Origin of the sequence: Streptomyces sp. 3N207 (assembly GCF_052246355.1) — a bacterium.
Lineage (GTDB): Bacteria > Actinomycetota > Actinomycetes > Streptomycetales > Streptomycetaceae > Streptomyces.
The window spans coordinates 202,343-225,901 of sequence record NZ_JBQQBV010000001.1 but is presented as its reverse complement, the minus strand read 5'-3'; the positions used below and the strand labels follow the sequence as shown (position 1 = coordinate 225,901).

The 23,559-nt window shown below is 70.2% G+C and carries 23 protein-coding genes and 1 pseudogene; 19 read left to right on the top strand and 5 right to left on the bottom strand.

Annotated features, from left to right (window positions below; all coding sequences use genetic code 11):
• The first annotated feature begins 3 nt into the window (after positions 1-3).
• From ACTWP9_RS01020 to ACTWP9_RS01010, 3 genes are all read left to right on the top strand, one after another.
• Entirely contained in the window at positions 4-603 is a 600-nt protein-coding gene (locus ACTWP9_RS01020; protein ID WP_443243990.1) for a hypothetical protein, read from the top strand.
• A 3-nt stretch (positions 604-606) separates the two neighbouring features.
• A complete protein-coding gene (locus tag ACTWP9_RS01015; protein WP_443243989.1) occupies positions 607-1,359 on the top strand; it encodes an OmpA family protein in 753 nt (250 codons plus the stop codon).
• A gap of 72 nt (positions 1,360-1,431) precedes the next feature.
• The gene (locus ACTWP9_RS01010) at positions 1,432-2,007 is read left to right on the top strand and encodes a hypothetical protein (RefSeq protein WP_443243988.1); all 576 of its coding nucleotides are present in this window, start codon (positions 1,432-1,434) and stop codon (positions 2,005-2,007) included.
• Between the two features lie 82 nt (positions 2,008-2,089).
• Here ACTWP9_RS01010 and ACTWP9_RS01005 read toward each other — a convergent pair whose 3' ends face one another.
• Together ACTWP9_RS01005 and ACTWP9_RS01000 are read right to left on the bottom strand one after the other, a co-directional pair.
• Positions 2,090-3,043 carry a hypothetical protein gene (locus ACTWP9_RS01005; RefSeq protein ID WP_443243987.1) on the bottom strand — a complete coding sequence of 318 codons (954 nt, stop codon included), beginning with the start codon at positions 3,041-3,043 and terminating at the stop codon, positions 2,090-2,092.
• 136 nt (positions 3,044-3,179) lie between these two features.
• Complete coding sequence (locus ACTWP9_RS01000; RefSeq protein ID WP_443243986.1) at positions 3,180-3,401, bottom strand: hypothetical protein; 222 nt, start codon at positions 3,399-3,401, stop codon at positions 3,180-3,182.
• 198 nt (positions 3,402-3,599) lie between these two features.
• Between ACTWP9_RS01000 and ACTWP9_RS00995 the strand changes: the two genes are divergently transcribed.
• Complete coding sequence (locus ACTWP9_RS00995) at positions 3,600-4,361, top strand: prepilin peptidase (protein ID WP_443243985.1); 762 nt, start codon at positions 3,600-3,602, stop codon at positions 4,359-4,361.
• A 249-nt stretch (positions 4,362-4,610) separates the two neighbouring features.
• On the opposite strand, the pseudogene ACTWP9_RS00990 reads toward ACTWP9_RS00995, so the two are convergent.
• Positions 4,611-4,765 (bottom strand): annotated as a pseudogene (locus ACTWP9_RS00990) (L-glyceraldehyde 3-phosphate reductase); the annotation flags it as partial.
• 161 nt (positions 4,766-4,926) lie between these two features.
• Between ACTWP9_RS00990 and ACTWP9_RS00985 the strand changes: the two are divergent.
• The 4 genes from ACTWP9_RS00985 (at position 4,927) to ACTWP9_RS00970 (ending at position 10,346) form a co-directional block, all read left to right on the top strand.
• A complete protein-coding gene (locus ACTWP9_RS00985) occupies positions 4,927-5,688 on the top strand; it encodes an isoprenyl transferase (RefSeq protein ID WP_443243984.1) in 762 nt (253 codons plus the stop codon).
• A 504-nt stretch (positions 5,689-6,192) separates the two neighbouring features.
• The gene (locus ACTWP9_RS00980) at positions 6,193-7,518 is read left to right on the top strand and encodes a PhoH family protein (RefSeq protein ID WP_443243983.1); all 1,326 of its coding nucleotides are present in this window, start codon (positions 6,193-6,195) and stop codon (positions 7,516-7,518) included.
• A 417-nt stretch (positions 7,519-7,935) separates the two neighbouring features.
• Positions 7,936-8,676 carry a transglycosylase SLT domain-containing protein gene (locus ACTWP9_RS00975; protein ID WP_443243982.1) on the top strand — a complete coding sequence of 247 codons (741 nt, stop codon included), beginning with the start codon at positions 7,936-7,938 and terminating at the stop codon, positions 8,674-8,676.
• Between the two features lie 254 nt (positions 8,677-8,930).
• A complete protein-coding gene (locus ACTWP9_RS00970; RefSeq protein WP_443243981.1) occupies positions 8,931-10,346 on the top strand; it encodes an AI-2E family transporter in 1,416 nt (471 codons plus the stop codon).
• A 19-nt stretch (positions 10,347-10,365) separates the two neighbouring features.
• Here the strand turns inward: ACTWP9_RS00970 and ACTWP9_RS00965 are convergent, their stop codons facing one another.
• The gene (locus ACTWP9_RS00965; protein ID WP_443243980.1) at positions 10,366-12,363 is read right to left on the bottom strand and encodes an alpha/beta-hydrolase family protein; all 1,998 of its coding nucleotides are present in this window, start codon (positions 12,361-12,363) and stop codon (positions 10,366-10,368) included.
• A gap of 285 nt (positions 12,364-12,648) precedes the next feature.
• Between ACTWP9_RS00965 and ACTWP9_RS00960 the strand changes: the two genes are divergently transcribed.
• From ACTWP9_RS00960 to ACTWP9_RS00925, 8 genes are all read left to right on the top strand, one after another.
• Complete coding sequence (locus ACTWP9_RS00960) at positions 12,649-13,134, top strand: hypothetical protein (RefSeq protein ID WP_443243979.1); 486 nt, start codon at positions 12,649-12,651, stop codon at positions 13,132-13,134.
• Positions 13,135-13,141: 7 nt separating this feature from the next.
• Positions 13,142-14,917, top strand: coding sequence for an alpha/beta hydrolase (locus ACTWP9_RS00955; protein WP_443243978.1), 1,776 nt, complete (start codon positions 13,142-13,144; stop codon positions 14,915-14,917).
• A 64-nt stretch (positions 14,918-14,981) separates the two neighbouring features.
• Positions 14,982-15,458: a hypothetical protein gene (locus ACTWP9_RS00950; RefSeq protein WP_443243977.1), complete on the top strand. Its 477-nt coding sequence runs from the start codon at positions 14,982-14,984 to the stop codon at positions 15,456-15,458.
• 198 nt (positions 15,459-15,656) lie between these two features.
• A complete protein-coding gene (locus tag ACTWP9_RS00945) occupies positions 15,657-16,181 on the top strand; it encodes a PadR family transcriptional regulator (RefSeq protein ID WP_443243976.1) in 525 nt (174 codons plus the stop codon).
• Positions 16,178-16,927 carry an ABC transporter ATP-binding protein gene (locus ACTWP9_RS00940; RefSeq protein WP_443243975.1) on the top strand — a complete coding sequence of 250 codons (750 nt, stop codon included), beginning with the start codon at positions 16,178-16,180 and terminating at the stop codon, positions 16,925-16,927. Before ACTWP9_RS00945 ends, ACTWP9_RS00940 begins: the two co-directional genes overlap by 4 nt.
• Entirely contained in the window at positions 16,924-19,263 is a 2,340-nt protein-coding gene (locus tag ACTWP9_RS00935) for an FtsX-like permease family protein (protein WP_443243974.1), read from the top strand. Before ACTWP9_RS00940 ends, ACTWP9_RS00935 begins: the two co-directional genes overlap by 4 nt.
• Before the next feature lie 116 nt (positions 19,264-19,379).
• Positions 19,380-20,315: an SPFH domain-containing protein gene (locus ACTWP9_RS00930; RefSeq protein ID WP_443243973.1), complete on the top strand. Its 936-nt coding sequence runs from the start codon at positions 19,380-19,382 to the stop codon at positions 20,313-20,315.
• Positions 20,312-20,539, top strand: coding sequence for a hypothetical protein (locus ACTWP9_RS00925; protein ID WP_443243972.1), 228 nt, complete (start codon positions 20,312-20,314; stop codon positions 20,537-20,539). The genes ACTWP9_RS00930 and ACTWP9_RS00925 overlap by 4 nt, the downstream gene beginning before the upstream one ends.
• A 99-nt stretch (positions 20,540-20,638) precedes the next feature.
• Here ACTWP9_RS00925 and ACTWP9_RS00920 read toward each other — a convergent pair whose 3' ends face one another.
• Positions 20,639-21,613 (bottom strand): LysR substrate-binding domain-containing protein, encoded by a 975-nt coding sequence (locus ACTWP9_RS00920; RefSeq protein ID WP_443243971.1) that lies wholly within the window; start codon positions 21,611-21,613, stop codon positions 20,639-20,641.
• A 285-nt stretch (positions 21,614-21,898) separates the two neighbouring features.
• Here ACTWP9_RS00920 and ACTWP9_RS00915 point away from each other — a divergent pair, with 285 nt between their 5' ends.
• The 3 genes from ACTWP9_RS00915 to ACTWP9_RS00905 all read left to right on the top strand — a co-directional run bounded on the left by ACTWP9_RS00915 (position 21,899) and on the right by ACTWP9_RS00905 (position 23,512).
• Positions 21,899-22,207, top strand: a complete 309-nt coding sequence (locus ACTWP9_RS00915; RefSeq protein ID WP_443243970.1) for a hypothetical protein — start codon at positions 21,899-21,901, stop codon at positions 22,205-22,207.
• 211 nt (positions 22,208-22,418) lie between these two features.
• A complete protein-coding gene (locus ACTWP9_RS00910; protein ID WP_443243969.1) occupies positions 22,419-22,973 on the top strand; it encodes a peroxiredoxin in 555 nt (184 codons plus the stop codon).
• 5 nt (positions 22,974-22,978) lie between these two features.
• Complete coding sequence (locus ACTWP9_RS00905) at positions 22,979-23,512, top strand: alkyl hydroperoxide reductase (RefSeq protein ID WP_443243968.1); 534 nt, start codon at positions 22,979-22,981, stop codon at positions 23,510-23,512.
• Positions 23,513-23,559: the final 47 nt, after the last annotated feature.

Here is a 23,559-nt window from a genome sequence, read left to right as displayed (position 1 = left end):
TCCATGAATCTTCGGCATGTCCTGCGGGCTCGCAGGGGTGTGACCGCGGTGGTCCTCGCGACCGGACTGGTCCTGACGGCCGCAGGCTGCGGCGGGGGCGACGGTGGCGACGACGAGAAGGAGCCCCGGCCCTCCCAGAAGGCGAACAGCATCGGGGGCGGCAGCAGTGGCGGGCAGTCCGACGGATCGGCCGACGGCGAGCCGCTGGCAGAGGTCCGCGGTGGCGAGGAGATCACCCTCACCGTCAACTCGGCCCGCCGCGAGTCGGGCGGCTTCGTGACGCTCACCGGAAAGGTGACCAACGGGAGCGGCAAAGCCTGGGTGGCGCCGGGCTGGGAGGGCAACGAATCAGAAGTCGCCCTGCGTAACAAGCTGTCGGTCGCCGGTGCCAAACTCGTCGACAAGAAGGGCAAGAAGCGCTATCTCGTCCTCAGGGACACCGAGGGCAAGTGTCTGTGCACCTCGTTCGGCCAGCCGATCCAGGCCGGGAAGTCGAAGACGTGGTTCGCGCAGTTCCCCGCGCCCCCGAAGGGCAACGACAAGGTCGACTTCCAGATCGCGGACATGCCCCCCGCCAGTGTGACGATCAGTGGAGGGGAGTGAGGGATGGGTGTCACCCAGCGGCACTTGACGAAGGTCGTGGCTTGTTCGTCCTTCTCCGCCGCGCTCGTACTCGGTATCACCGCGTCGGCCGCGCGGGCAGAAGACCCCCGCCCAGGGCCCACCCCCTCCATCCCCGACATCGCCACCCAGTACCCCACCGACGACCCCACCGGCATCCCCACCGGGCACGCACCCTCGCTGCCCGGGGAGAAGGGGCCGGGGGATCCGGGGTTCAGTGAGCCGCCGGACAACATCGGGGACTCGGAGACGCCGGTGGAGGTGGAGCCGAAGGCGGACGGGCTGCGGCTGGCCGCCGGGGCGAAGCTGGCGGAGCCCAAGGTGCTGGACATCAAGTTCGTCACCGAGGACCTGGGCGGCGAGGAGCGCCGCGAGGACAGCACGGCCAAGACGAAGTTCACGCTCCAGGCCGAGGTGCTGTTCACCAAGAACAGCTCCAAGCTCAACAGCGGGGCGAAGGCGCGCATCAAGACCATCGCGGACGAGATCGAGAAGCAGCAGAGCACCGAGGTCAACGTCTTCGGCTTCACCGACGACCTCGGCTCCTACGAGCACGGCAAGACGCTCTCCAAGAAGCGCGCCACGGCCGTCCAGACGGAGCTGTCCCAGCAGTTGGGCTCCGAGGTCAGCTTCAACGTGCGGGGCTACAGCGAGGACTACCCGGTCGCCGACAACAGGACCGAGCAGGGCCGCGCGAAGAACCGCCGCGTCGAGGTGTCCTTCCCGAAGAAGGACTGACCGCTTGCGGGCCGGCTTCCCCCGCCGGATCATGAGCTGGGCCGGTGCGAGGGTCGAGGGGGCGGTGCAAGCATGGGCAGTACGGCGACGGAAGCGGAGCCGGCATCCGGCGAGCCGACGACGGCGGACGGCAACGGCCCGAACGGCGGCCCGGACAGCACCCCGCGCCGTGAGGGCTCCCGCCTCCGGGACTGGACCGCCGGCCGGACGGCGGGTCTCGCACAGGCGCTCGGCGCCGCGCTGCTGCTGATCACCGAGTTCGTACGCCAGGACGTCGCGGCCCTCGGCGCGAAGGTGCCCGAGGGCGCCCGGCTGCCCGACTACGCCGCCGACTTCCCGCACCTCATGGACACCCTGGACGGCCAGTGGTGGTTCCGGGCGGCCGAAGCGGTACGGGACGCCATCAGCTTCGGGGAGCCCCGCGCCGCGCTGTGGGCAGCCGTCTGTGCCGCGCTCGTCGTACGCCTCAACCCGGACGGGCCACCCCGCACCCAGTGCTTCCTCTCCCTCACCGGCGCCGGCTACTGCGCCGTCACCACACTCTCCGCGCTCCCCTACCTAGCCCTAGCAGGCGCAGCCCTCCCCTTCGCACTCCTCCTCGGTGCCATCGCGGTGGCCCTAGCCACCGCGCCCCCTCGCGCCCCGTAAGGGGCGCGGGGAACTGCGCGACAAGCCACAACGCACCCCGCACCCGGCGGACGCCAAAATGCGGCACCCCGGAAGCCGCAAATCACCGAGCCGCATCCGCCGTGCACAAGGTGCGCCCCCCATCCACCTTCCACGCCCAATAGCGAGGGTGCCCACCCGAGTCGCCCTCCCGGCAAGGGGTCGGCTCGTCGTACACGCCGGTGATCGTCAGCAGCCGGTCATAGCGACCCGCCCCCGAGGGCGGCTCGGTCGAGCACGCGGGCGCCGACATCAGCGCAGCGCGCATATCGCCGCCGCTCGACTCGGCCAGCAGGCACTGACTGGTGCGGAACTGGCGGGTGACACACAGCGTCGTGTCGCCGTTCGCCCAGGTGGCACGCCCGTTGCCGGTGGGGCACGCCCGCCCCGTCTCGCCGCCGGGGCCTGTACGGCGTACGGAGGTCACCCGGGTGTAGGCACGGTCGTCGTCGCAGGCGACCCGGGTGGCCTTGGTGGGCGCCGGGCGGCTCCAGCCCGAGCCGTTGCCGTGCACGGTCAGGCACTGCCCGGCGCGCACCGAACGGAACGCGCCCGCAAGGGAGTCGGAGCCGGGGCCCGTCACGGGCCCCGAGCCGCCCGGCGTGGGCGTGCCGGCGGGCGGGCTCGGCAGCGCGCCGCTGGGGCCCGAGCCGGGGAGCGAGGGCACCGGTGAGGCGGAGGGGCCGTCGCCGGGGCGGCGCGTCGGGTGGGCGGGGACGCTGCCGATGCCGGGCGAGGGCCGGGCGGCCTCGGCGCCGTCCGACACGTCCGCGTATCCGGGAGTGCCGACGACCTTGGGCAGGATCAGCGTCGCGAACAGCGCCCCGGCGACCAACAGCCGCCGCCGACCGCGCCGGGCGCGCGCCTCGGCGGTGTCCACGGGGCTCACATCCGGGCTCTCGTCGTGCTCGGCCGCCACCGTGTGCTCGCGCTCCGTCCGCCGCCACAGTCCCCGCATCCGCACCGCATGCTCCGTCTCCCCATGGGTCCGCGCCCCCCGCGCGTACCGCTCACGCATACATGCTTGCGGATCAACAGACGGGTGGCGAGACCCCGTTCAGGAGCGCGACGGAACAGCGGAGAGAAACCGGGGCAGCCGGGGGATCAAAGAAGGGAGGGGGAGGAGAGGGAAGAGATGGTCAAGGCGGCGGCCCTCACGCCGCCTTGACCATCTCGGCACGAACGGCGCGCTGCCACTGCCCGCGCAGCCGGTCCAGCTCGGCGAGAGCTTCCTTCGACCAGAGGGTGCGGCCCGCGACGAACTCTCTGATCGCGTCGTTGGCCGCGGTGACGGAGAGCTCCGGCGAGGGCACGCGGCCCACACCGGTCTCCCGGGACCGTCCGGGCTCTCCGGGCCCGGTGGAAGTCGATGTCATACGGACTACAGTACGGCCCGCCACTGACAGGGGCAGTTGCATAACGAGGCGCCCAAGACGGCTGGTTGGCGCTGCGTCGCAGGTGTCGGCGCTGTCCAGCTCCGAGATGCTCCGGCCGGGTGTGAGATGAATCGCGCCGGATCCCGTCCGTACGGGGGAGTAGGGAGCCGTCCCGTAAGCCCGACGTAAGCTCGCGGTGTGCCGCTGTTGGAGTGGATAGCGATCGTGGCCGCCGCCGCTTACGGTGCCGCGGCGGGCTCCCTTCTGCCACGCGCCGTGTACCGCCTCTCGGTGGAACCCGGGGAGCCGTGGCGCCGCAGCTGCCCGCGCGGACACGCGCTGGGCGGGGGAGTGCGCGGCGTAGTGGGTCCCGCCACGTGTGATGCGTGCGCCGGGAGCCAGGAGCGCCACGGGGCGTACGGGCGCGGACGGGGTGCCCTCGCCGTGCTCGGCGCGCTGGTCTGCGCCGGACTGACGGCGGCCGTCGGATTCCGTCCCGAACTGGCGGTGTGGCTGCTGGTGGTGCCCCTCGCCCTGCTGCTGGCGACGGTCGACCTCGCGGTGATGCGGCTGCCGGACATGCTCACCCTCCCCCTCGCGGGCGGCACCGCGGCCCTGCTCGGGCTCGCCGCCCTGCTGCCCGGCGCGGGCGGCAGCTGGCTCCGGGCGCTGCTGGGCGGCCTGGCGCTGGCCGGGGCGTTCTTCGTGCTGTTCCTGATCAGCCCGCGAGCCGTCGCCTTCGGTGACGTCAAGCTCGCGCTGTCGGTCGGGGTAGCCCTTGGGTGGTACGGGTGGGGGGTGCTGTTCGCCGGAGCCTTCCTCGGCTTTCTGTCAGCAGCCGGCTATGGCTTCACGCTGATGGCGACCGGGCGGGCCCGCCGCAACAGCGCCATGGCCTTCGGCCCCTTCATGGTGCTCGGGGCGATGGCGGGTGTCGCACTGGGCGGGCTGGCGGTCTGAATCTCCCGGATCCGCTTGTACGACACGGTCGTTGGTGTGCGGAACATCCTCCCTGAGGGGCTATTGTGGGAACCCCCCCTCGGGCCGGTCCGTATCCCCCCACGGACCGGCCCGCTTTATGCCCGGAGGGCGCCGCCGTCCGTGGCCGGCTCAGAAGCTGCCTCCGGCGGCCCCGGATGTTGCTGCCGGCTCCGAAACCGCCGGCTCATCGATCTCGCGCGGCTCCCCCTCGGCGAGCTGCGCCCCTTACCTGCGTGAGCCCCACTCTCCGTACGTGTCCGGGTGCATCAGGTAGCCCGCCTTGGGGGGAGCCCGGGTGGAAATGACCAGCTCATCGCGGTATGGCCGGAAATCCTGGCGAAGATACGGCCGAAATTCAGCCCGGAGGTCCTTGGGGGCGGGTGATGCCCAGGTCCGAGGCGCGGCGCAGGATCGGCGCGGCAGAGCGTGTCGGACGGACCGAGGGTCCCGTCTTGCACCCGTGACCGGCCCGGTTCGTACGCTCGGGCGAACGGCAGTAAGGTGCTGGGAATCCCGACTCGGCACGGAGAGGCTGGCCGTTCCCATGAAGTTGCGCGACCTGGTGTACAAGCTCTATGCGCGCCGGGTGGAGGACCGTCTCGACCACGCCCAGGTGCCCAAGCACATCGGCGTCATCCTGGACGGCAACCGGCGCTGGGCGCGTGCCGCGGGCAGCACGACCGAGCAGGGACACAAGGCCGGCGCCTCGAAGATCGAGGAGCTGCTCGGCTGGTGCGCCGAGACGGATGTCGAGGTCGTCACCCTCTGGCTGCTCTCGACGGACAATCTGAACCGCCCGGAGAGCGAGCTGCTCCCGCTGGTCGGCATCATCGAGGACACCGTGCGTGACCTTGCCGCAGACGGGCGCTGGCGCGTACACCACGTGGGCCAGCTCGACCTGCTGCCCGCCAGTACCCAGAAGGTGCTCAAGGAGGCCGAGCAGCAGGCGGGCGACATCGACGGGATATTGGTGAACGTCGCCGTCGGCTACGGCGGACGCCAGGAGATCACCGACGCCGTCCGCTCGCTGCTGACGGAGCGCGCCTCGCGCGGGATAAGCCTCGACGAGTGTGCGGAGAGCCTCACGGTCGAGGACATTTCGGAGCACCTGTACACCCGCGGGCAGCCCGATCCGGACCTCATCATCCGCACCAGCGGGGAGACCCGGCTGTCGGGCTTCATGCTCTGGCAGAGCGCACATTCGGAGTACTACTTCTGCGAAGTGCTGTGGCCCGGGTTCCGTAAGGTCGACTTCCTGCGGGCCCTCCGCGACTACGCTGCGCGGCACCGCCGCTACGGGGGCTGACCCCTCCCCCTGCGGCCGTCTGCGGCCCGGTGGCCGGTGCTGCGCTTGCCGCCCACCCTGCGCCCTGGGGGCACCTCCCGGCCGGAGGCTGGGGGAGCAGACTGCCCAAGCGCAGCGCAGTGCAAGTGGGGTGCAGCCCTCAAGCGCAGCGCGGCGCAGCCGCAACCGGGCGCGGCCCTCTCGTTCGCGTAGCGCGGATGGGTGCAGCCCTCTCGTTCGGGCGATGGGGCGCAGCGCAGCGTACCGGCATGCGGACTGGGCATTGCATGGCTCGCCACTCGGGAGGGAATATCCCTCACGACCGTGCCCCTCCCACGGGTCGCGGTCGCCGGGAGGCCCTTTGGACACCACGGATGCCTCCGGGCCGCGCGGAGCAGTCAGGCGCGCGGGTCGGGTGCAGGACGCGGAGGGCCGGAGTCCGGCCCGTGTGGTGCGGGTCATCTCCGGTCTCTTCCCCCGCGACGCCGTCGCTCCCCGACCTCATCCGAGGGGGTTCGTCCCACCGTGGTGATCAGCAAGAAGCGCAGCGAATCCGACCGACGCACGTACGTCATCGACACGAGCGTGCTGCTGGCGGATCCGGCCGCCATGGACCGGTTCGACGAGCACGAGATCGTGCTCCCCGTGGTCGTCGTCACCGAGTTGGAGGCCAAGCGCAACCACCCAGAGCTGGGCTATTTCGCCCGGCAGGCCCTCCGCAGGCTCGACGAGTACCGCATTCGCCATGGCCGGCTCGACGCACCGATCCCGATCGGCGACACGGGCGGCACGCTCCGGGTCGAGCTGAACCACTCGGATCCGGGGGTGCTTCCCGCCGGCTTCCGGCTGGGCGACAACGACTCGCGCATCCTGGCCGTGGCCCGGAACCTCCAGGCGGAGGGGTATGACGTCACCGTCGTCTCCAAGGACCTGCCGCTGCGTATCAAGGCGTCGTCCGTCGGGCTGCTGGCCGAGGAGTACCGCGCGGAGCTGGCGATCACCGACTCCGGCTGGACGGGGATGGCCGAACTGACGCTTCCGGGTGAGGACGTCGACGAGCTGTTCGCGGCGGAGAGCGTGGCGATGCCGTACGACGCTCCTGAACTGCCCGTGCACACCGGGCTGGTGCTCCAGTCGGAGAAGGGCAAGGCACTCGGCCGGGTGACGCCGGACGGCCGGATCCGGCTGGTGCGCGGCGACCGGGAGGCGTTCGGCATCAAGGGCCGCAGCGCCGAGCAGCGGATCGCGCTGGATCTGCTGCTCGACCCCGAGGTCGGCATCATGTCGATGGGCGGCCGGGCGGGCACCGGCAAGAGCGCGCTGGCGCTGTGCGCCGGTCTGGAGGCGGTGCTGGAGCGCAGGCAGCACAGCAAGGTGATGGTCTTCCGGCCGCTGTACGCCGTCGGGGGGCAGGACCTGGGGTATCTGCCGGGCACCGAGGCGGAGAAGATGAGCCCCTGGGCGCAGGCCGTCTTCGACACGCTCTCGGCGGTCACCAGCCGGGAGGTCATCGAAGAGGTCGTGGCCCGGGGCATGCTGGAGGTCCTGCCGCTCACCCACATCCGCGGGCGCTCGCTGCACGACGCGTTCGTCATCGTCGACGAGGCACAGTCGCTGGAGCGGAACGTGCTGCTGACCGTGCTCTCCCGGATCGGCACCGACTCGCGGGTGGTGCTCACCCACGATGTGGCGCAGCGGGACAACCTCCGGGTGGGGCGGTACGACGGAGTCGTCGCCGTGGTCGAGCGGTTGAAGGGTCATCCGCTCTTCTCGCACATCACCCTGACGCGTTCGGAACGTTCTCCCATTGCCGCACTGGTGACCGAAATGCTGGAGGAGGGCCGGGTTTGACCGGCACATTCCCCCACGTAGTGCTCAACAGAGCTGCGTAGCAACTGCGTCGGACCGGGCCCCGTGCGAAAAGGGCACAGCACCCTAGCCGCACGGGGCCCGGTCGCGCGCCTATTTCCGGGATTCCCGTGCCCCAAACGCCGTGTGAGCTTTCCCACTCAGCGCAGAATTGCTTCGGCGCGTCCCGTTCCGGCAGGGTGTGGGTCCTGTCAGGCCCCGCATACGGCACACCCGCACCACCAACGGTGCGACACCGCAAAGCAGTACAGAACTGAACAGCAGTAGCGCCGTATGCCGCCCGAAGCACCACGCGGCTCCCCAGTCGGGGAGACCCACCGGGCCCGCGCCTCCCGTGGCCAGTACGAGGGAGACCAGTGTCAGGGGCACGATTGCGTCCGCGAGGTCACCCCAGCGGGCATGTTGGAAGGAAACCGTGTGACTGCTCGGATTTCGGTCCGGGGATTCGCCGTGGCGTCCGCCACCGCGGTCACCACCGTCGGCGCCGTCGTCGGTGTTGCCGCAGGCGCCGACCAGGGCCAGGCGTCCGGTGACGCCGAGGCCACCGCCGCCGGGGCGACGCTCCTAGAGGACATACCAGCCGGGTCTCAGACCCATGCACAGACGGCCGCCCTCACGCAGCAGGCGGACGCCGCATCGTCGGCAGCCGACGCCGAGGCGAAGAAGTCCGCCGAGGAAGCCGCCCGTAAGCAGGCGGCCAAGGACGCGGCGGCCAAGGCGGAGAAGGCGAAGAAGGATGCCGCTGCCAAGGCGGCGGCGGAGAAGGCCAAGGAGCGCGAGAAGCTCAAGACGGCCAGCCGCTCCTCCGACCGCGCGGACGCCGGTGACTTCGCCCAGAAGGGCTCGTACACCACGGCCGAGGTCCAGGCGATGGCGAAGCAGATCGTCGGCTCCGGTCAGTACCAGTGCTTCTCCAATATCGTCGATCACGAATCAAGCTGGAACTACAAGGCGACCAACGCCTCCTCGGGTGCCTACGGACTCGTTCAGGCGCTGCCCGGTTCCAAGATGGCCTCGGCCGGTGCCGACTGGCGGACGAACCCGGCCACCCAGATAAAGTGGGGCCTCAACTACATGAACGACCGGTACGGAAGCCCGTGCGGCGCATGGGACTTCTGGCAGGCCAACAACTGGTACTGAGCCGGACCGGCCCACCGCGACTTGCCGGACCCTAAGGGCCCGGACGGGATGCCCCCTCGTGGCGATCTGTGAGGATCAGCCCAGGGGGCATCCCTTATGTCCGGACACGGGCACCCGAACGCGGTGCGCTGCGGTATCCGATGTCTCCGCACGGAGCCCGTCCGCGAGCTTCCCGGTTCGGGAAGCAACCATCGGCCCGGGTAACGTCGTCCCTCACACGGCGAAGCCACTGGCCCGGGGGCGGAGGAAGCGGAATGACGAGAGGCATGGACAGGCTCAGAGCGGCTGCGGGCCGCTGGGCCGCGAAGGCCGCCGAGCGGCGTGCCGAAGCGGAGCGCAGCTCCGATGCCGCCCGCCGCAGGGACGACGGCGTCGATCCCGAACTCTCCAACAACGAGGCGGGCCGTGCGCAGGCCGAGGCCGAGGCGGAGGCGGGCGGTGCCGGGAGCGAGAGCGGCTATGTGCCGCCGCCCCCGCAGTACGCGCCCGCCATAGCGGCCAAACCGGAGCCGTCCGCCGCCGTGCCGTGGGGGATGCGGGTCGCTGCCGAGGCCGGCTGGCGGCTGCTGGTGCTCGCCGGCGTCATCTGGGTGCTGATGAAGGTCGTCAGCACGGTGAGCCTGCTGATCATCGCCTTCTCCGCCGGTCTGCTGATCACCGCGCTGCTCCAGCCCACCGTCGCGCGGCTGCGCCGGATCGGCCTGGGGCGCGGGCTGGCCACCGCCATCACCTTCATCGGTGGCTTCGTCATCATGGGCCTGGTCGGCTGGTTCGTGGTGTGGCAGGTGATGGAGAACCTGGACACCCTCACCGACAAGGTGCAGGACGGTATCCAGGAGCTGAAGAGCTGGGCGCTGAACGGTCCGTTCCATGTCTCCGAGGCCCAGATCAACAACATCGCCCAGAATCTGAGCGACTGGATCGGCGACAACAGCAAGGAACTGACCTCGGCGGGCATCGAGGGCGTCACCGTCATCCTCGAATTCCTCTCGGGCGCACTGCTGACGATGTTCTGCACCCTCTTCCTGCTCTACGACGGCCGCCGCATCTGGGAGTGGACGCTCAAGTTCGTCCCCTCGGCGGCGCGGGAGGGCGTCGCGGGCGCGGGCCCGCGAGCCTGGGCAACGCTGACCGGCTATGTACGCGGCACGGTGATAGTCGCGCTGATCGACGCGGTCTTCATCGGCGTCGGGCTGTACGTCCTCAAGGTCCCGATGGCCGTGCCGCTCGCCGTCTTCATCTTCCTGTTCGCCTTCATCCCGATCGTCGGTGCCGTGATCTCCGGCGCGCTCGCCGTCGTCGTCGCTCTGGTGACAGACGGCATCTTCACGGCGCTGCTCGCGCTGGCCGTCGTACTGGCCGTCCAGCAGATCGAGAGCCACATCCTCCAGCCGTTCATCCTCGGCCGCCTGGTGCGTGTCCATCCGCTCGCCGTCGTCCTCGGTGTGACGGGCGGCAGCCTGATCGCGGGCATCCCCGGCGCGGTGGTTTCGGTGCCCCTGGTCGCCGTCACCAACACGGTCGTCGGCTACCTGCGCGGCTACGCCCAGGAACAGACCCTCCGCAGACTCCGGGAGGCCGCCCCGCAGCAGGCGGGTGCCACTGCAGAGGGCCCCGCGCCCGGCCCGGACCAACCGCAGCTCCCCGAAGGCAACGGCAACCAGTCGTAGGGCCGCTGCTTCCGCCCTCTCAGTAGGGGGCCTCCCGCTGGTCCATGAACCGTCTCAGCTGCTCCGTGTCGGTCTTCGTCCAGCCCTCGGCGGGAGCGACGGCTGCCCAGCCCTCCACGGAGCCGTTGCCGTAGCGGTGGCCGTGCGGGGCACCGACGCCGTAGGAGACGGCCATGTCCACCGTCGTCTGCCAGAAGGTGACCAGCGGGAACCAGTTGACCTCGTCGGTGATGTCCGGCCCCAGCGGCTCGCGCAGCCAGCGGGGCGGGTCGAGGGCGAGATCCGGTGACCACCACACGATGGCGTCCGAGGCGTTCTGGAGATAGACGACGCGCGGCGCCTGCCATGCGGACGCCGGGCCCGGCCGGACCAGGTCCTTCTTCGGCCACTGGGCGAAGCGGAAGTGGCGCCCCCTGTCGTACTCGGGCCGCCAGACCGGGCTGCCCGGGTCGCGGTGTGCGGTCAGCTGCCGGCGGATGGGGGAGAAGTTCGGCGCCCCGGCCAGCAGCGCGCCGTCCACCTTGGCCAGCATGTCGTCGGGGCCGTCGAAGGAGGCTTCGATCCCGTAGGCGCCGAGGGACTCGCCGAAGACGACGAGTTTCGGCCGCTCGGCGGCCGGTGTCCGAAGCCAGCGGGCACGTACCGCCTCGACCAGCGCCCGGGTGGCGCGGCCCGCCTGCTCCTTGTCCACCATGAACGAGGCCCAGCTGGGCAGGTAGGAGTACTGCACGGCGACGATCGCGGTGTTCCCGCCGTGGATGTACTCCAGCGGTTCGGCGTCCGTGGAGTTGACCCAGCCCCGCCCTGTCGTGCCCGCGACGGCCAGCACGTCCCGGTCGAACGCGCCGGTACGCTCCAGCTCCCGTACTGCCAGCTCGGCGCGGGTGGTGAAGGTGGGCGCCGACTCCTGGCCGATGTAGACCCGGATCGGCTGCACGGCACGCTTGCCGGTGACGGTGCTGATCTGGCGGGGCGTGAGGGACGAGCCGGTGAAGTTCCGCCCCTCGTAGCCCAGCTCGTCCCAGCGCACCAGCGAGGCGGAGCTGCCCGAGACGAGCGGTGAGGCGGGCCGGAGGATGCCGTCCTTGGTGCTCTGGTCGGTCTTCTCCGCCAGCCGTGCGGCGACATCGATGATGCCGCGGTCGAAGACGACGTCCCGAGTGCCGAAGACCACGACGGTGGCGCTGACCAGCAGTCCTACGCCGATGGCCAGCGGGCGCGGCACGAAGCGGCCCAGCAGCCGGATCAGGGCGCGGGTGCCGAGCCGTACGGCGCGGCCGATGGCCACCAGCGCGGAACAGATCGCCATGGCCAGCAGGGCGATCATCATCGAGTGCCAGGTGAGGGTTTCCGGCATCTCCTGGAGCCGGCGCAGTTCCCGCTGTGCGTCGGCGCTCCAGGAGAGCGCGGCAATGGTGAGAAGGGTGCTGAGCGCGTAGTACGCCAGCCAGGCGTACGCCCGCCAATGCGGTCCCGGCCGTGCCGGCAGTCGGCGGAGGACACGGCGGCGGTTGGGGGCGCCCCCTGGACGAGGTCCTCGGAGGAGCCACAGCCGTCCGAGCACGAGCTGGGTCAGCCATTCGGCGAGCCCGCCTATCGCGTACCCGATGGCGGCCGTTATCCCGCCGATCACCCCCTGCAGCAGCCAGGGCCGGGGCACCAGCGAGGGCGTCAGCGAGAGCCAGAAGAACAGCGTCGCGCAGCACATCGCCGTCAGTCCGGGCCAGCGGCGTACGACGTAGGCGGAGTTGGGCGCCTCCCAGTACGGCTGCCGGACGAAGCGTCGTACGAGGCCGAGCGCCCAACGGAGTGCGCGGCGCAGCAGCAGCGTGCTGCTCGGCGGCCGGGCGGGGTCCGGTGGCTGGATACGGCGCGGCGGTTCGGCGGGGCGGGGCAGCTCGGCGGGGCGGGAGGGCTCGGCGGGGTGGGACGGGGCGGTTGCGGGGAGCGGCTCGATGTCGTCGAGCGGCTCCGCGTGCGGTTCTGTTGTGAGCCGGTCGTCCGCTGCCTGTTCCATCGCCCACTTTCCCGCTCGATGTCCGCACACGATGCCGACCGTCCGTTTCGACGGCCCCGTTGGCTGACGCAGCCAGTGGCGAGGGGGTTGCTCGCTGCATCGGGCCCGCGCGACAACGACGTCAACTGCCCCGAAGGAGACCGGTGAGCGACTCCGGGGCAGCGATGTGTCCGGGTTCGGATACATGTTCGTGAAAGCTTGACGGAAGCCCCGCGCGAGCCCGATTTCCTTTGCTAAATTTGCCGACTCAAAAGGGCTGACAAGCCGAGGAAACGGGGCGGGGGCATGACGAACGGGGCGGTGTCCGAGAGCTGGCAGCGGCTGCTCGACGAAGCCAACGGCGCAGGCACGAGGATGAACCTGGCGAGTGCGAACGAAAAAGCCGGTGGGGGCGGCAACGGCGGGGGTGAGGGCGGCGGCGAACCGGACCTGAAGAACGCCAAGAACCCCTGGACCACCGCCTCGAGTTCCCTGGAGTCCCTGCGGAGCAACGTCTCCCGCGCGCTGGGCGAGATGCGTACCGGACAAAAGGGCGCCGGTCGCTTCGACGACGGCGTCGACGGGCTGGAGAGCTCCGCCATGCAGGTGCGGGTCTTCGACTCCTGGCTGGCGCGGCTCACCCTGGTACGGGACGAGTGCGACGAGGTCTCGGGCAAGCTGGAGAAGGCGGGCACGACCCTGTCCGGCAAGGACGAGGAGATCAAGGACCAGTTCGGGAAGTACGAGGCCAAGCCCACCCCGCCGCCCGGCGGGCCCGGCGGAAGCTGGTGACCCGGCCATGCTGACCTACCAGCAGCTCAAAGACCTCGACCCGGAGCAGTTCGAGCAGGCCGCAGACGGCTGGCACAAGGCGAGCAGCTGCGCGGAGGAGGCCAAGGACCGGCTCAACGACGCCGTCAATCCCAAGCTGCGCGCGGGTCTTAAGGGCCAGGGCGCGACGGCGGCGTCCACGCGGCTGAAGAAGCTCGCCGAGAGCTTCCACTACGCGCAAGTGCAGTGCGGACTGGTGCGTACGGCGCTCAACGGGCTCGCCGGTGAACTGCGCGCCGCCAAGCGGAAGCTGACGGAGGCGGTCGCGGACGCCGAGGCGGTGGGGATGTCCGTCGGCGGCGACGGCTCGGTCCACTACACCATCAAGGACCAGGGCCCCCTGCTGCCCGGCGGCGGAAAAGTGCAGCCGGGCCAGACCACCGTCCCCTTCACCCCTGAGATGCTGAGCCCCGAGCAGAGCAAGGCGCATGGCTTCGCCGATCGCATCGGGGACGCCCTGCGGGAGGCGGGGCGGGTCGATCACGAGTACGCGCAGACGCTCCGCCGGCTGATCACCACCGCCACCCTGAAGGTGACCGCGGACGACTGGGCGGACTCACGCAAGGACCGCTCGGCCGTCGGCAAGGCCGCCGACGACTACTTGGACCCGGTGCCCAAGGACCGCACCCCGAAGCAGAACGCGGCCTGGTGGAAGTCGCTGAACGAGGAGCAGCGCGCCGACTACATCTCGCTGTACCCCGCCAGTGTCGGCAAGCTCGACGGCATACCGGCCGAGGCCCGCGACGAGGCGAACCGCGCGGTCTTCAACGAGAAACGCGCCCAGTACCAGCTGGAGCTGGACAACTACCCGCCCGAGCCGAAGGTCCGCTACATCACGGCGGGCAAGGCGGGTTCGATCCCTGACTCCGACGACAAGGCGAAGTGGCAGCAGTGGCACGACCGCCAAGAGCACCTGAAGAGCGCGCTCAACGGGATGAAACGGATCCAGACGCGCTTCGACGACACCGGGACGGCCGGCTTCGACAACTACGGGCCCAACAAGGACAACCCCGGCCAGAAGGGCCTTCCGCCCGCCTATCTGCTGGGCTTCGACCCGGAGAACAACGGTCGCGCCATCATTGCCAACGGAAACCCGGACAAGGCCGACCACACCGCGGTGATGGTGCCGGGGATGAACACCACGCTCGGCGGCATCAACAAGTCGCAGATCGCCTCGGACAACCTGTGGCAGGCCACCTCGGCCCAGCCGGGCAATCCCACGGTGTCCACGATCAACTGGTTCGGCTACGACTCGCCGTCCGGCATGATCAACGCCTCGAACGACGACGCGGCCGAGCGCGGCGCCCCTGACCTGAACCGCTTCCTGGACGGCCTGGAGACCACACAGGGCGGGCCCGGCGCGAGCCACACCACGGTGATCGGGCACAGCTACGGCAGCAACCTCGTCGGCTTCGCCTCCAAGACCGGTGACCTGGGCGCCGACGACATCATCTTCGCCGGCAGCCCCGGCGTGGGTCTGGGCCACGCCGACGATCTGGACGCGCCACGGGGCCATGTGTGGAACGAGAAGGCCGGGAATGACAACCTCGTTCCCGAACTGGGCCGTTTCACGCACGGTGGTGGCAGCGACGCGGCCGTTCCCAGCGACAAGGATTTCGGGGCGAACCGGATGACGACTCACGACGGCGACCACGGCGGCTACTGGTGGGAGGGCTCGGAGGGGCTCAGGAACCAGGCGTACGTGGTCACGGGCCGCGGCGGGCGGGTCGACCTTGAGGACTGAGATCCTCGGCGCACGCGTGCTGGTGGCGGCGGCCACGGCACTGATTCTGATGACGGGATGCTCGATGTCAGACTCCGACGACCTCGGCTACACGCCCGAGGTCCGGGAGACCCGCCGCTCCCTGGAGGACGCGGGCAAGCTCTCCAGCCAGCTCTACGACCTGATGCGGCTCAAGGGAAAGGTCACCCCGCCGGGCCCGATCCTCGACGTATGCGGGGACATGGACGACGACAGGTACTACAAGGTCCGTCACACCTGGTCGATCTACGGCCGCTCCGACAAGTCCTTGACCAAGGCGTGGGAACGGCTCAAGGACGCCCTGCCCGGCAACGGCTGGAAGATCACCGGCCGGGGCAGGGAATCGGACGCCTACAAGACCCCCTACCTCCAGGCCGACTCCCGCGAGAAGAAGTTCACCGTACGCATCACCCTGGAACTGGTCCCCGAGGGCCACACCCCCGCCAAGGGCGAGGAATCCGGAATCATGTTCTCCCTCGCCTCCGCCTGCTTCCAGGTACCGGAAGGCAAGACGGTCCACTAGAGCCCGGCGGCGCCCCGAAGGGGCGCGGGGCTGTGCTCATGTGCGGCTCCGCCGCGTGGGCGCGCCCGGCCACGACTCACCCGCAGCCCGCGCGCGTCGAGCAGGGGCACCCCCTTCCCGGAACGCCGGGCGGACGGCTCCCGCTTTTTTCGGCCAGCTATACACGCGATGTATACACCTCGTGTACTGTTCCTCGGTATGTCGATCAGTCACACCTTGCTCGGCCTCCTGGAGACCGGGCCCCGCCACGGATACGACCTGAAACGGACCTTCGACGAGAAGTTCGGGCAGGACAGGCCGCTGCACTACGGGCAGGTCTACTCGACCATGTCGAGGCTGCTGAAAAACGGGCTCGTCGAGGTCGAGGGGATAGAGCCGGGGGCAGGACCCGAGCGCAAGCGGTACGCGATCACCGACGCCGGAATCACCGATGTGGCGACCTGGCTGACCACGCCCGAGAAGCCGGAGCCCTATCTGCACAGCACGCTCTACACCAAGCTGGTGCTCACCCTGCTGACCGGGCGGGACGGCGTCGCGTTGCTGGACGTCCAGCGCTCGGAACACCTGCGGCTGATGCGGGAACTGACGCGCCGCAAGGCCGACGGCGACCTCGCCGACCAGCTCATCTGCGACCACGCCCTCTTCCACCTGGAGGCGGATCTGCGGTGGCTGGAGACGGCTGCCGCCCGGCTCGACAAGCTGGCCTCGGAGGTGTGCGCATGACCTCCGCCCCTTCTCCGGCCGCATCGCCCGCTGCCGCCGGGCAGACCGGCCCCGAACCGGGCGGCCCTCTGCTGACCGCCGCCGGGCTGCGCAAGACCTACGGCGGGACGACCGCGCTCGACGGGGCGGACTTCTCGGTCAGCGCCGGTGAGATCGTCGCCGTGATGGGCCCCTCGGGCTCCGGCAAGTCCACGCTGCTGCACTGCCTGGCCGGAATCGTGCCGCCCGACGAGGGGCGGGTCACATATGCGGGCCGGGAGTTGTCCGCCCTCTCGGACGCGGAACGCAGCGCCCTGAGGCGCGGCGATTTCGGGTTCGTCTTCCAGTTCGGTCAGTTGGTGCCGGAGCTGACCTGTCTGGAGAACGCGGCACTGCCGCTGCGTCTGGCGGGTGCGAACCGCAAGCAGGCGGAGGGGCGTGCCGCCGAGTGGCTGGCGCGGCTGGAGGTCGACGACATAGAGCACCACCGGCCCGGTCAGATCTCCGGCGGACAGGGTCAGCGGGTCGCCGTGGCCCGCGCATTGACCGCCGCGCCTCGGGTGATCTTCGCCGACGAGCCGACGGGCGCTCTCGACTCCCTCAACGGCGAGCGCGTGATGCAGCTGCTGACCGAAGCGGCGCGCGACACGCGGGCTGCGGTGGTGCTGGTCACCCACGAGCCCCGGGTGGCCGCCTACTCGGACCGCGAGATCGTCGTCCGCGACGGCCGGGCGCGGGACATGAGCGCACCGGCAGGCGTCCTGTGACCGGGCGGCGCGCAGGCCGGGGAGTCGCCTGGGGCCGGGACCTGGCGATGGGCGCCCGGTTCGCCGCCTCGGGTGGCCGGGAGGGCTGGACGCGTACGCTGCTGACCGCCGTCGGTGTCGGCCTCGGGGTGGCCGTACTGCTGCTGGCGGCGTCCGTCCCGAGCATGATCCACCAGAACGAGGTCCGCCTGGCGAACCGGGGCGAGGGTCTCCCGGCGATGGCTGAGGACAACCCTCCGCGCAGCGACCGCACCGTGCTGTCCCAGAGCGCCGGTACCAGCTATCACGGCCAGGACGTGCACGGCAGTGTGATCCAGGCCGAGGGGGACGACCCGGTCAGACCGGCGGGTGTCGTGCAGCTCCCCGGTCCCGGTGAGCTGCTCGTCTCGCCGGAGCTGAAGAAGCTGCTGGGCTCGACCGAGGGCAAGGAGCTGCGCAACCGGCTCGACGGCCGCATCGTCGGCACCATCGGGGACGACGGCCTGGTGGCCCCCGACGAGCTCTACTTCTACCAGGGCTCGGACGAGCTCTCCGCCGACCAAGGCGCGCTGCGCTACGCGGACTTCGGCGGTGGCGCGGACGAGGGGCCGCTGGGGCCCGTCCTGCTGCTCATAGTGGTGGTGGCCTGCGCGGTTCTGGTCATGCCGATCGCCGTCTTCGTGGCCACGGCCACCCGGTTCGGAGGCGAGCAGCGGGACCGGCGGCTGGCCGCGCTGCGGCTGATCGGGGCCGACGGGGCGATGGCGCGGCGAATGGCCGCCGGGGAGTCCCTGGTGGGAGCGGCGCTCGGGCTGGTGCTGGGAGCGGGGTTCTTCGCACTCGGACGGAACATTCTGGGCGAGGTCTCGCTGTTCCAGCTGAGCGTCTTCCCCGAGGACGTCGTACCCAGCCCGCTCATCGGTGCGCTGATCGTGCTCGGGGTGCCTGCCGTATCCGTCGCCTTCTGCCTGGTGAGCATGCGGGGCCTGATCATCGAGCCGCTCGGGGTGGTGCGGCAGGCGCTGCCGCACCCTCGCCGCTTGTGGTGGCGGCTGGTCCCTCCCGCCCTGGGCGCGCTGCTGCTGGTCCCGATGGCCGGAGCTGTCACGGGGGATGAGCCGCACGTCAACGAGGTCCAATTGGTCGCGGGCATCGTGCTGCTGCTGAGCGGGGTGACGCTCCTGCTGCCCTGGCTCGTGGAGCGGATCGTGACGCGGCTGCGCGGCGGTCCCGTCTCCTGGCAGCTCGCTGTCCGGCGGCTCCAGCTCAGCAGCGGTACGGCCACGCGTGCGGTGAGCGGCGTCACCATTGCGGTGGCCGGCGCCATCGCGCTCCAGATGCTCTTCGGCGGGATGACTGCCGAGGCGACCACCTCGGCCCGGCACGACCCGGATGGGTCCTGGGTCTCCCTCTCGGGCCCGGTCCGCACCCCGGGCCAGGTCCAGGCCCTCACGCGGAAGCTGGACCGGACCAACGGCGTGCGGACGTCGATCGGTTACCTGGAGTCGGAGTCATACCTCAAGGGCACCGGGGGCGAGGTGGGCACCCCGGTGGTCGTCGGCAGCTGCTCCATGCTGCGAAAGTTGGCCTCGCTCAGGTCCTGCCGTGACGGGCAGGTGTTCCTGGTGCCGAGCGACGGCACTGACGAGTACGAAAAGACCCCCGAGCCCGGCGGCGCGCTCGACTTCGCTGTGGAGGCCGGGAAGTCCCAAGGAGAGACGTGGACCGTCCCCGCCTCGGCCCAGGTGGTACGAGGCAAGAAGTTCGCCGGTGGGTGGAGAGCCACGGGCGTGCTGGCCACTCCCTCCGCCATTCCGTGGTCCCGGCTGGACGAACCGGACTACATGGGCCGGGCGGAACTCGATCCCGCCGACCCCGAGGCGCTCGAACACGTACGTACCACGGCGTTCCACGTCGATCCGGCCCTCTCGGTGTCGGGGGAGGACACGAAGAAGATCTCCGGGCATTTCGACAGTGTGCGGCGCGGCATCTTCGCGGCCTCGGCCGCCGTGCTGCTGCTGATCGGCGCCAGCATGCTCGTCTCCATGCTGGAGCAACTGAGGGAGCGCAGAAGCCAGTTGGCGGTGCTGGTGGCGTTCGGCACCCGGCGCTCGACATTGGGGGCCTCGGTGTTGTGGCAGGCAGCGGTGCCCGTGTTCTTGGGGCTCGCGCTGGCCTCCGCCATCGGGCTGGGGCTGGGCTGGGCGCTGCTGCGGCTGATCGGCAGCCCCGTCGAGGACTGGCTGGTCTTCCTGCCGACCGCCGGAGTGGGCGCCGGACTGATCGCGGTGGTGACGCTGTTGAGCCTGCCGCCGCTGTGGCGCCTGGTGCGGCCGGAGGGGCTGCGTACGGAGTAACTGCGCCACCCGCTGGCGGGATCCGCACTCGGGCGTTAAAGTGCTAGCACATTGATAGGGACGGGCACCCGCGAGCGGGTGCCCGCCTGACCGTACGACCGAACGGGGGGATCGCGATGAGCCTTGACCAGCCGACCGACGCACCTGAAATGCCCACGCCGGAAGTGAAGGAGACCGCAGCGCACAGCATTCCGGGCGGGCTCGCCCTGCTGCTGGGGCTGATCGGCTTCCTGCTCGGCGTCGGCGCCGTGATCGTGGGCGGCGGTCTCGCCTCGGACGGCAGCGGAGCCGGCGGCGGTGTGCTGATCGTCCTCGGCATCGTGCTGGTGATCGCCTCCGTCTTCGGCATGGCGGGGCTGAACATGGTGGCGCCGGGGGAGGCCCGCGTCGTCCAGCTCTTCGGCCGCTACACCGGCACCATCCGTGCGGACGGCCTGCGCTGGGTCAACCCGCTGACCAGCCGCACCAAGATCTCCACCCGGGTCCGCAACCACGAGACGGCGGTCCTCAAGGTCAACGACGCCTACGGCAACCCGATCGAGCTCGCCGCGGTCGTCGTCTGGCAGGTGCGGGACACCGCCCAGGCCACGTTCTCGGTCGACGACTATGTGGAGTTCGTCTCCACCCAGACCGAGGCCGCAGTCCGCCATATCGCTATCGAGTACCCGTACGACGCACACGACGAGGCGGGCCTCTCGCTGCGCGGCAACGCCGAGGAGATCACGGAGAAGCTGGCCGCCGAGCTGACGGCCCGGGTGCGCGCCGCCGGGGTGTCGGTGGTCGAGTCCCGCTTCACCCACCTCGCCTACGCGCCCGAGATCGCCTCCGCCATGCTCCAGCGGCAGCAGGCGGGCGCCGTTGTCGCGGCCCGCAAGCAGATCGTGGAGGGCGCCTGCGGCATGGTCGAGGACGCGCTGGCCCGGATCACCGCGCAGGACTTCGTGGAGCTGGACGAGGAGCGCAGGGCCAGTATGGTCAGCAATCTGCTGGTCGTGCTGTGCGGCGACCGCTCCCCGCAGCCCGTACTGAACACGGGGTCGCTCTACCAGTGACGGCCGACGGCGAGGGCAAGGGGAAGCCGCAGCAGCGCAAGCAGGTGCTGCTGCGGCTCGACCCTGCCATGCACGACGCGCTCGCCCGCTGGGCGGCCGACGAACTGCGGTCCACCAACGCGCAGATCGACTATCTGCTGCGGCAGGCCCTCAAGCAGGCGGGCCGCCTCCCCAAGGAGACCCGCCCGCATCCGCGCAGAGGCCGCCCTCCCCGCGAGGACTGAGGGCCGCCGGCGCCACGGCCGCGCCGCCCCGGTGCCGAGTGACCCGGCCTGCAAGACGGACCCGCACGAAGTCCTCGGGGGAGGCAGCGTCGCCCACTCCTACGGCAGCACGGGCCGTACGGGCAGCGACCGCATCGCGGCCCGCAGCGCGTCGCCGAAGGCACGGAACTCCTCCTCGCGCGCGGCGCCCTCCCGCATCGCCAGCGCGATCCGCCGCGCCGGCGCGGGATCGGCGAAGTGTGCCGTACGCAGGGACTCGTTGCGCCCCGCCTCCACGCGCACCGCCGTACGCGGCAGCAGCGTCACACCCATGCCCCCGGCCACCAGTTGCACCAGCGTCGAGAGGCCCGCGGCGCTGGTCGTCACGCTGGCAGATTCGGTGCGGCCCGCCTCGCGGCAGATGTCGAGCGCCTGGTCGCGCAGGCAGTGCCCCTCGTCCAGCAGCAGCAGATCCAGTTCGCGCAGCATGGAGCGCGGCAGGTCCGAGCGCCCGGCGGCCGGGTGACCGTCCGGGGTGACCAGCACGAAGTCCTCGTCGAACAGCGGCACCTCACGCACCCACGAAGCGCCGAGGGGTACCGCGCACAGCAGCAGATCCAGCCGCCCCTGCCCCAGCCCCTCCAACAGCGAGGCGGTCTGTTCCTCGTGCACCTGGAGATCCAGCGCCGGGTAGCGCTGGTGGACGAGACCGAGCACGGTGGGCAGCAGATACGGCGCCACCGTAGGGATCACCCCCAGCCGCAGCACCCCGGTGAACGGCGCCTGCGCGGCCTCCGCCTCCTCCATCAGCTCGCCCACGGCGTGCAGTACGGCCCTTGTACGGGCGGCCATACGTTCACCGGCTGGGGAGAGCAGCACCTTTCGGGTGGTTCTCTCCAGCAGCTGCACCCCCAGCGTCTCCTCCAGAGCCGCGACCGCGCCGGACAGCGCGGGCTGGCTCATGCCGAGCGCCGCGGCGGCCTCCCGGAAGTGCAGATGCTCGGCGACGGCGGCGAAGGCGCGCAGCTGCGACAGGCTGGGCCGGCGGGCACGCGCTGCCCGCGTCGGCTGTACGGGGACAGTGGTGGCGGTCACTGATAACTCACTCCAATCAACCCCACCAACTGTAGCTATTGACACGATCAAGCTCCGCGAGGCGGCGGCGGCGCGTGTGTGGCGCGGAGTCATCCGGCCCGGCGGTGGCTCTTCGCAGGTCAGGTGAGGAATCAGGCGTCATCGGGCTGGGTTGGACGTCAACGACCACTGCCGCCTGATAGGTGAATCCCCGTCATATAACGCGTAAAGAATCTCTCAAGTGTCAATAAGTTCCATTGTCGTACAGAACCGGACGAACTCGACATGTACGAGGAGGAGTCAACAATGAAGACATGCGCACGCGCCGCGGTCGTGGTTGGTCTCACTGTCGCTCTCGGTGGTCTCTCCGCGCCGGCTGTCCTGGCTGACAGCGGCGTCAACCTCGGAGCGTCCATCAACTACCAGAACTTCCGCGAAAGCGGTCCTGGGGACCTCGGCTACACCAACGTAGAGGACTCCATCGGCGTGCGGACGTCGCAGCTGGACAAGTCCGTCGAGGCAGGTGACATCGTCACGAAGCTGCTCGGCAGGTTCGGCAAGACCACGGTCACCCCTGAAGTCGAGGGTGACGAGCAGGACCAGGGAGAGAAGTAAGAGCCGACCCCGCAGGTGGCCCGGACCGTTTGTCGGTCCGGGCCCGGCGCCTGTCCGGCCCTCGGGCCGTCGGCTGATAACTCCGGCCGATCAAACGACTCGCTGCGGGCTATTTCCGCGATCAATATCGCATGTGGTTAGGTGGTGGTGACCAACCTCCAGGAATGCATGCAATACGGGCATCCTGGCCGCAAGTGCAAGGAGTGTGTACGTGCTCACTGTCGGTGACAAGTTCCCTGAGTTCGAGCTGACCGCCTGCGTCTCTCTGGAGAAGGGCAAGGAGTTCGAGGCGATCAACCACAAGACCTACGAGGGCAAGTGGAAGGTCGTCTTTGCTTGGCCCAAGGACTTCACCTTCGTCTGTCCGACGGAGATCTCCGCGTTCGGCAAGCTGAACGAGGAGTTCGCCGACCGCGACGCGCAGATCCTCGGTTTCTCCGGTGACTCGGAGTTCGTGCACCACGCCTGGCGCAAGGACCACCCGGACCTGACCGATCTGCCCTTCCCGATGATGGCCGACTCCAAGCACGAGCTGATGCGCGCGCTCGGCATCGAGGGCGAGGACGGCTTCGCGCAGCGTGCCGTCTTCATCGTGGACCAGAACAACGAGATCCAGTTCACGATGGTGACCGCCGGCTCCGTCGGCCGTAACCCCAAGGAGGTCCTGCGGGTCCTCGACGCGCTGCAGACCGACGAGCTGTGCCCCTGCAACTGGACCCAGGGCGAGGAGACCCTCGACCCGGTCAAGCTGCTGGCTGGTGAGTGAGCAGCATGGCTCTCGATGACCTGAAGTCGGCCCTTCCGGACTACGCGAAGGACCTCAAGCTGAACCTCGGCTCCGTCATAGGCAATTCGGACCTGCCCAAGCAGCAGCTCTGGGGCACGGTTCTGGCCTGCGCGATCGCGTCCCGCTCCGGGATCGTGCTGCGCGCGCTGGAGCCCGAGGCCAAGGAGAACCTGAGCGACGAGGCGTACACCGCCGCGAAGTCGGCTGCCGCCGTCATGGCGATGAACAACGTCTTCTACCGCACCCGGCACCTGCTGTCGGACCCGGAGTACGGCACGCTGCGTGCCGGGCTGCGGATGAACGTCATCGGCAACCCCGGTGTCGAGAAGACGGACTTCGAGCTGTGGTCGCTCGCCGTCTCCGCGATCAACGGCTGCGGGCAGTGCCTCGACTCGCACGAGCAGGTGCTGCGCAAGGCGGGCGTCGACCGCGAGACGATTCAGGAGGCGTTCAAGATCGCCTCCGTTGTCCAGGCGGTCGCCACCACCCTCGACGCCGAGGCCCAGCTCAGCGCCTGACGCTGCGCTTCGCGGCTACGCAGTTGCGCTTGGGAGGTCTGCGCCCT

Excerpts from the sequence above, each read along its gene's own strand:
- ACTWP9_RS01020 (WP_443243990.1), top strand. The coding sequence starts at position 4 with ATGAATCTTCGGCATGTCCTGCGGGCTCGCAGGGGTGTGACCGCGGTG.
- ACTWP9_RS01015 (WP_443243989.1), top strand. The coding sequence starts at position 607 with ATGGGTGTCACCCAGCGGCACTTGACGAAGGTCGTGGCTTGTTCGTCC.
- ACTWP9_RS01010 (WP_443243988.1), top strand. The coding sequence starts at position 1,432 with ATGGGCAGTACGGCGACGGAAGCGGAGCCGGCATCCGGCGAGCCGACG.
- ACTWP9_RS01005 (WP_443243987.1), bottom strand. The coding sequence starts at position 3,043 with ATGCGTGAGCGGTACGCGCGGGGGGCGCGGACCCATGGGGAGACGGAG.
- ACTWP9_RS01000 (WP_443243986.1), bottom strand. The coding sequence starts at position 3,401 with ATGACATCGACTTCCACCGGGCCCGGAGAGCCCGGACGGTCCCGGGAG.
- ACTWP9_RS00985 (WP_443243984.1), top strand. The coding sequence starts at position 4,927 with ATGAAGTTGCGCGACCTGGTGTACAAGCTCTATGCGCGCCGGGTGGAG.
- ACTWP9_RS00975 (WP_443243982.1), top strand. The coding sequence starts at position 7,936 with ATGTTGGAAGGAAACCGTGTGACTGCTCGGATTTCGGTCCGGGGATTC.
- ACTWP9_RS00970 (WP_443243981.1), top strand. The coding sequence starts at position 8,931 with ATGACGAGAGGCATGGACAGGCTCAGAGCGGCTGCGGGCCGCTGGGCC.
- ACTWP9_RS00965 (WP_443243980.1), bottom strand. The coding sequence starts at position 12,363 with ATGGAACAGGCAGCGGACGACCGGCTCACAACAGAACCGCACGCGGAG.
- ACTWP9_RS00960 (WP_443243979.1), top strand. The coding sequence starts at position 12,649 with ATGACGAACGGGGCGGTGTCCGAGAGCTGGCAGCGGCTGCTCGACGAA.
- ACTWP9_RS00955 (WP_443243978.1), top strand. The coding sequence starts at position 13,142 with ATGCTGACCTACCAGCAGCTCAAAGACCTCGACCCGGAGCAGTTCGAG.
- ACTWP9_RS00950 (WP_443243977.1), top strand. The coding sequence starts at position 14,982 with ATGTCAGACTCCGACGACCTCGGCTACACGCCCGAGGTCCGGGAGACC.
- ACTWP9_RS00945 (WP_443243976.1), top strand. The coding sequence starts at position 15,657 with ATGTCGATCAGTCACACCTTGCTCGGCCTCCTGGAGACCGGGCCCCGC.
- ACTWP9_RS00940 (WP_443243975.1), top strand. The coding sequence starts at position 16,178 with ATGACCTCCGCCCCTTCTCCGGCCGCATCGCCCGCTGCCGCCGGGCAG.
- ACTWP9_RS00930 (WP_443243973.1), top strand. The coding sequence starts at position 19,380 with ATGAGCCTTGACCAGCCGACCGACGCACCTGAAATGCCCACGCCGGAA.
- ACTWP9_RS00915 (WP_443243970.1), top strand. The coding sequence starts at position 21,899 with ATGAAGACATGCGCACGCGCCGCGGTCGTGGTTGGTCTCACTGTCGCT.
- ACTWP9_RS00905 (WP_443243968.1), top strand. The coding sequence starts at position 22,979 with ATGGCTCTCGATGACCTGAAGTCGGCCCTTCCGGACTACGCGAAGGAC.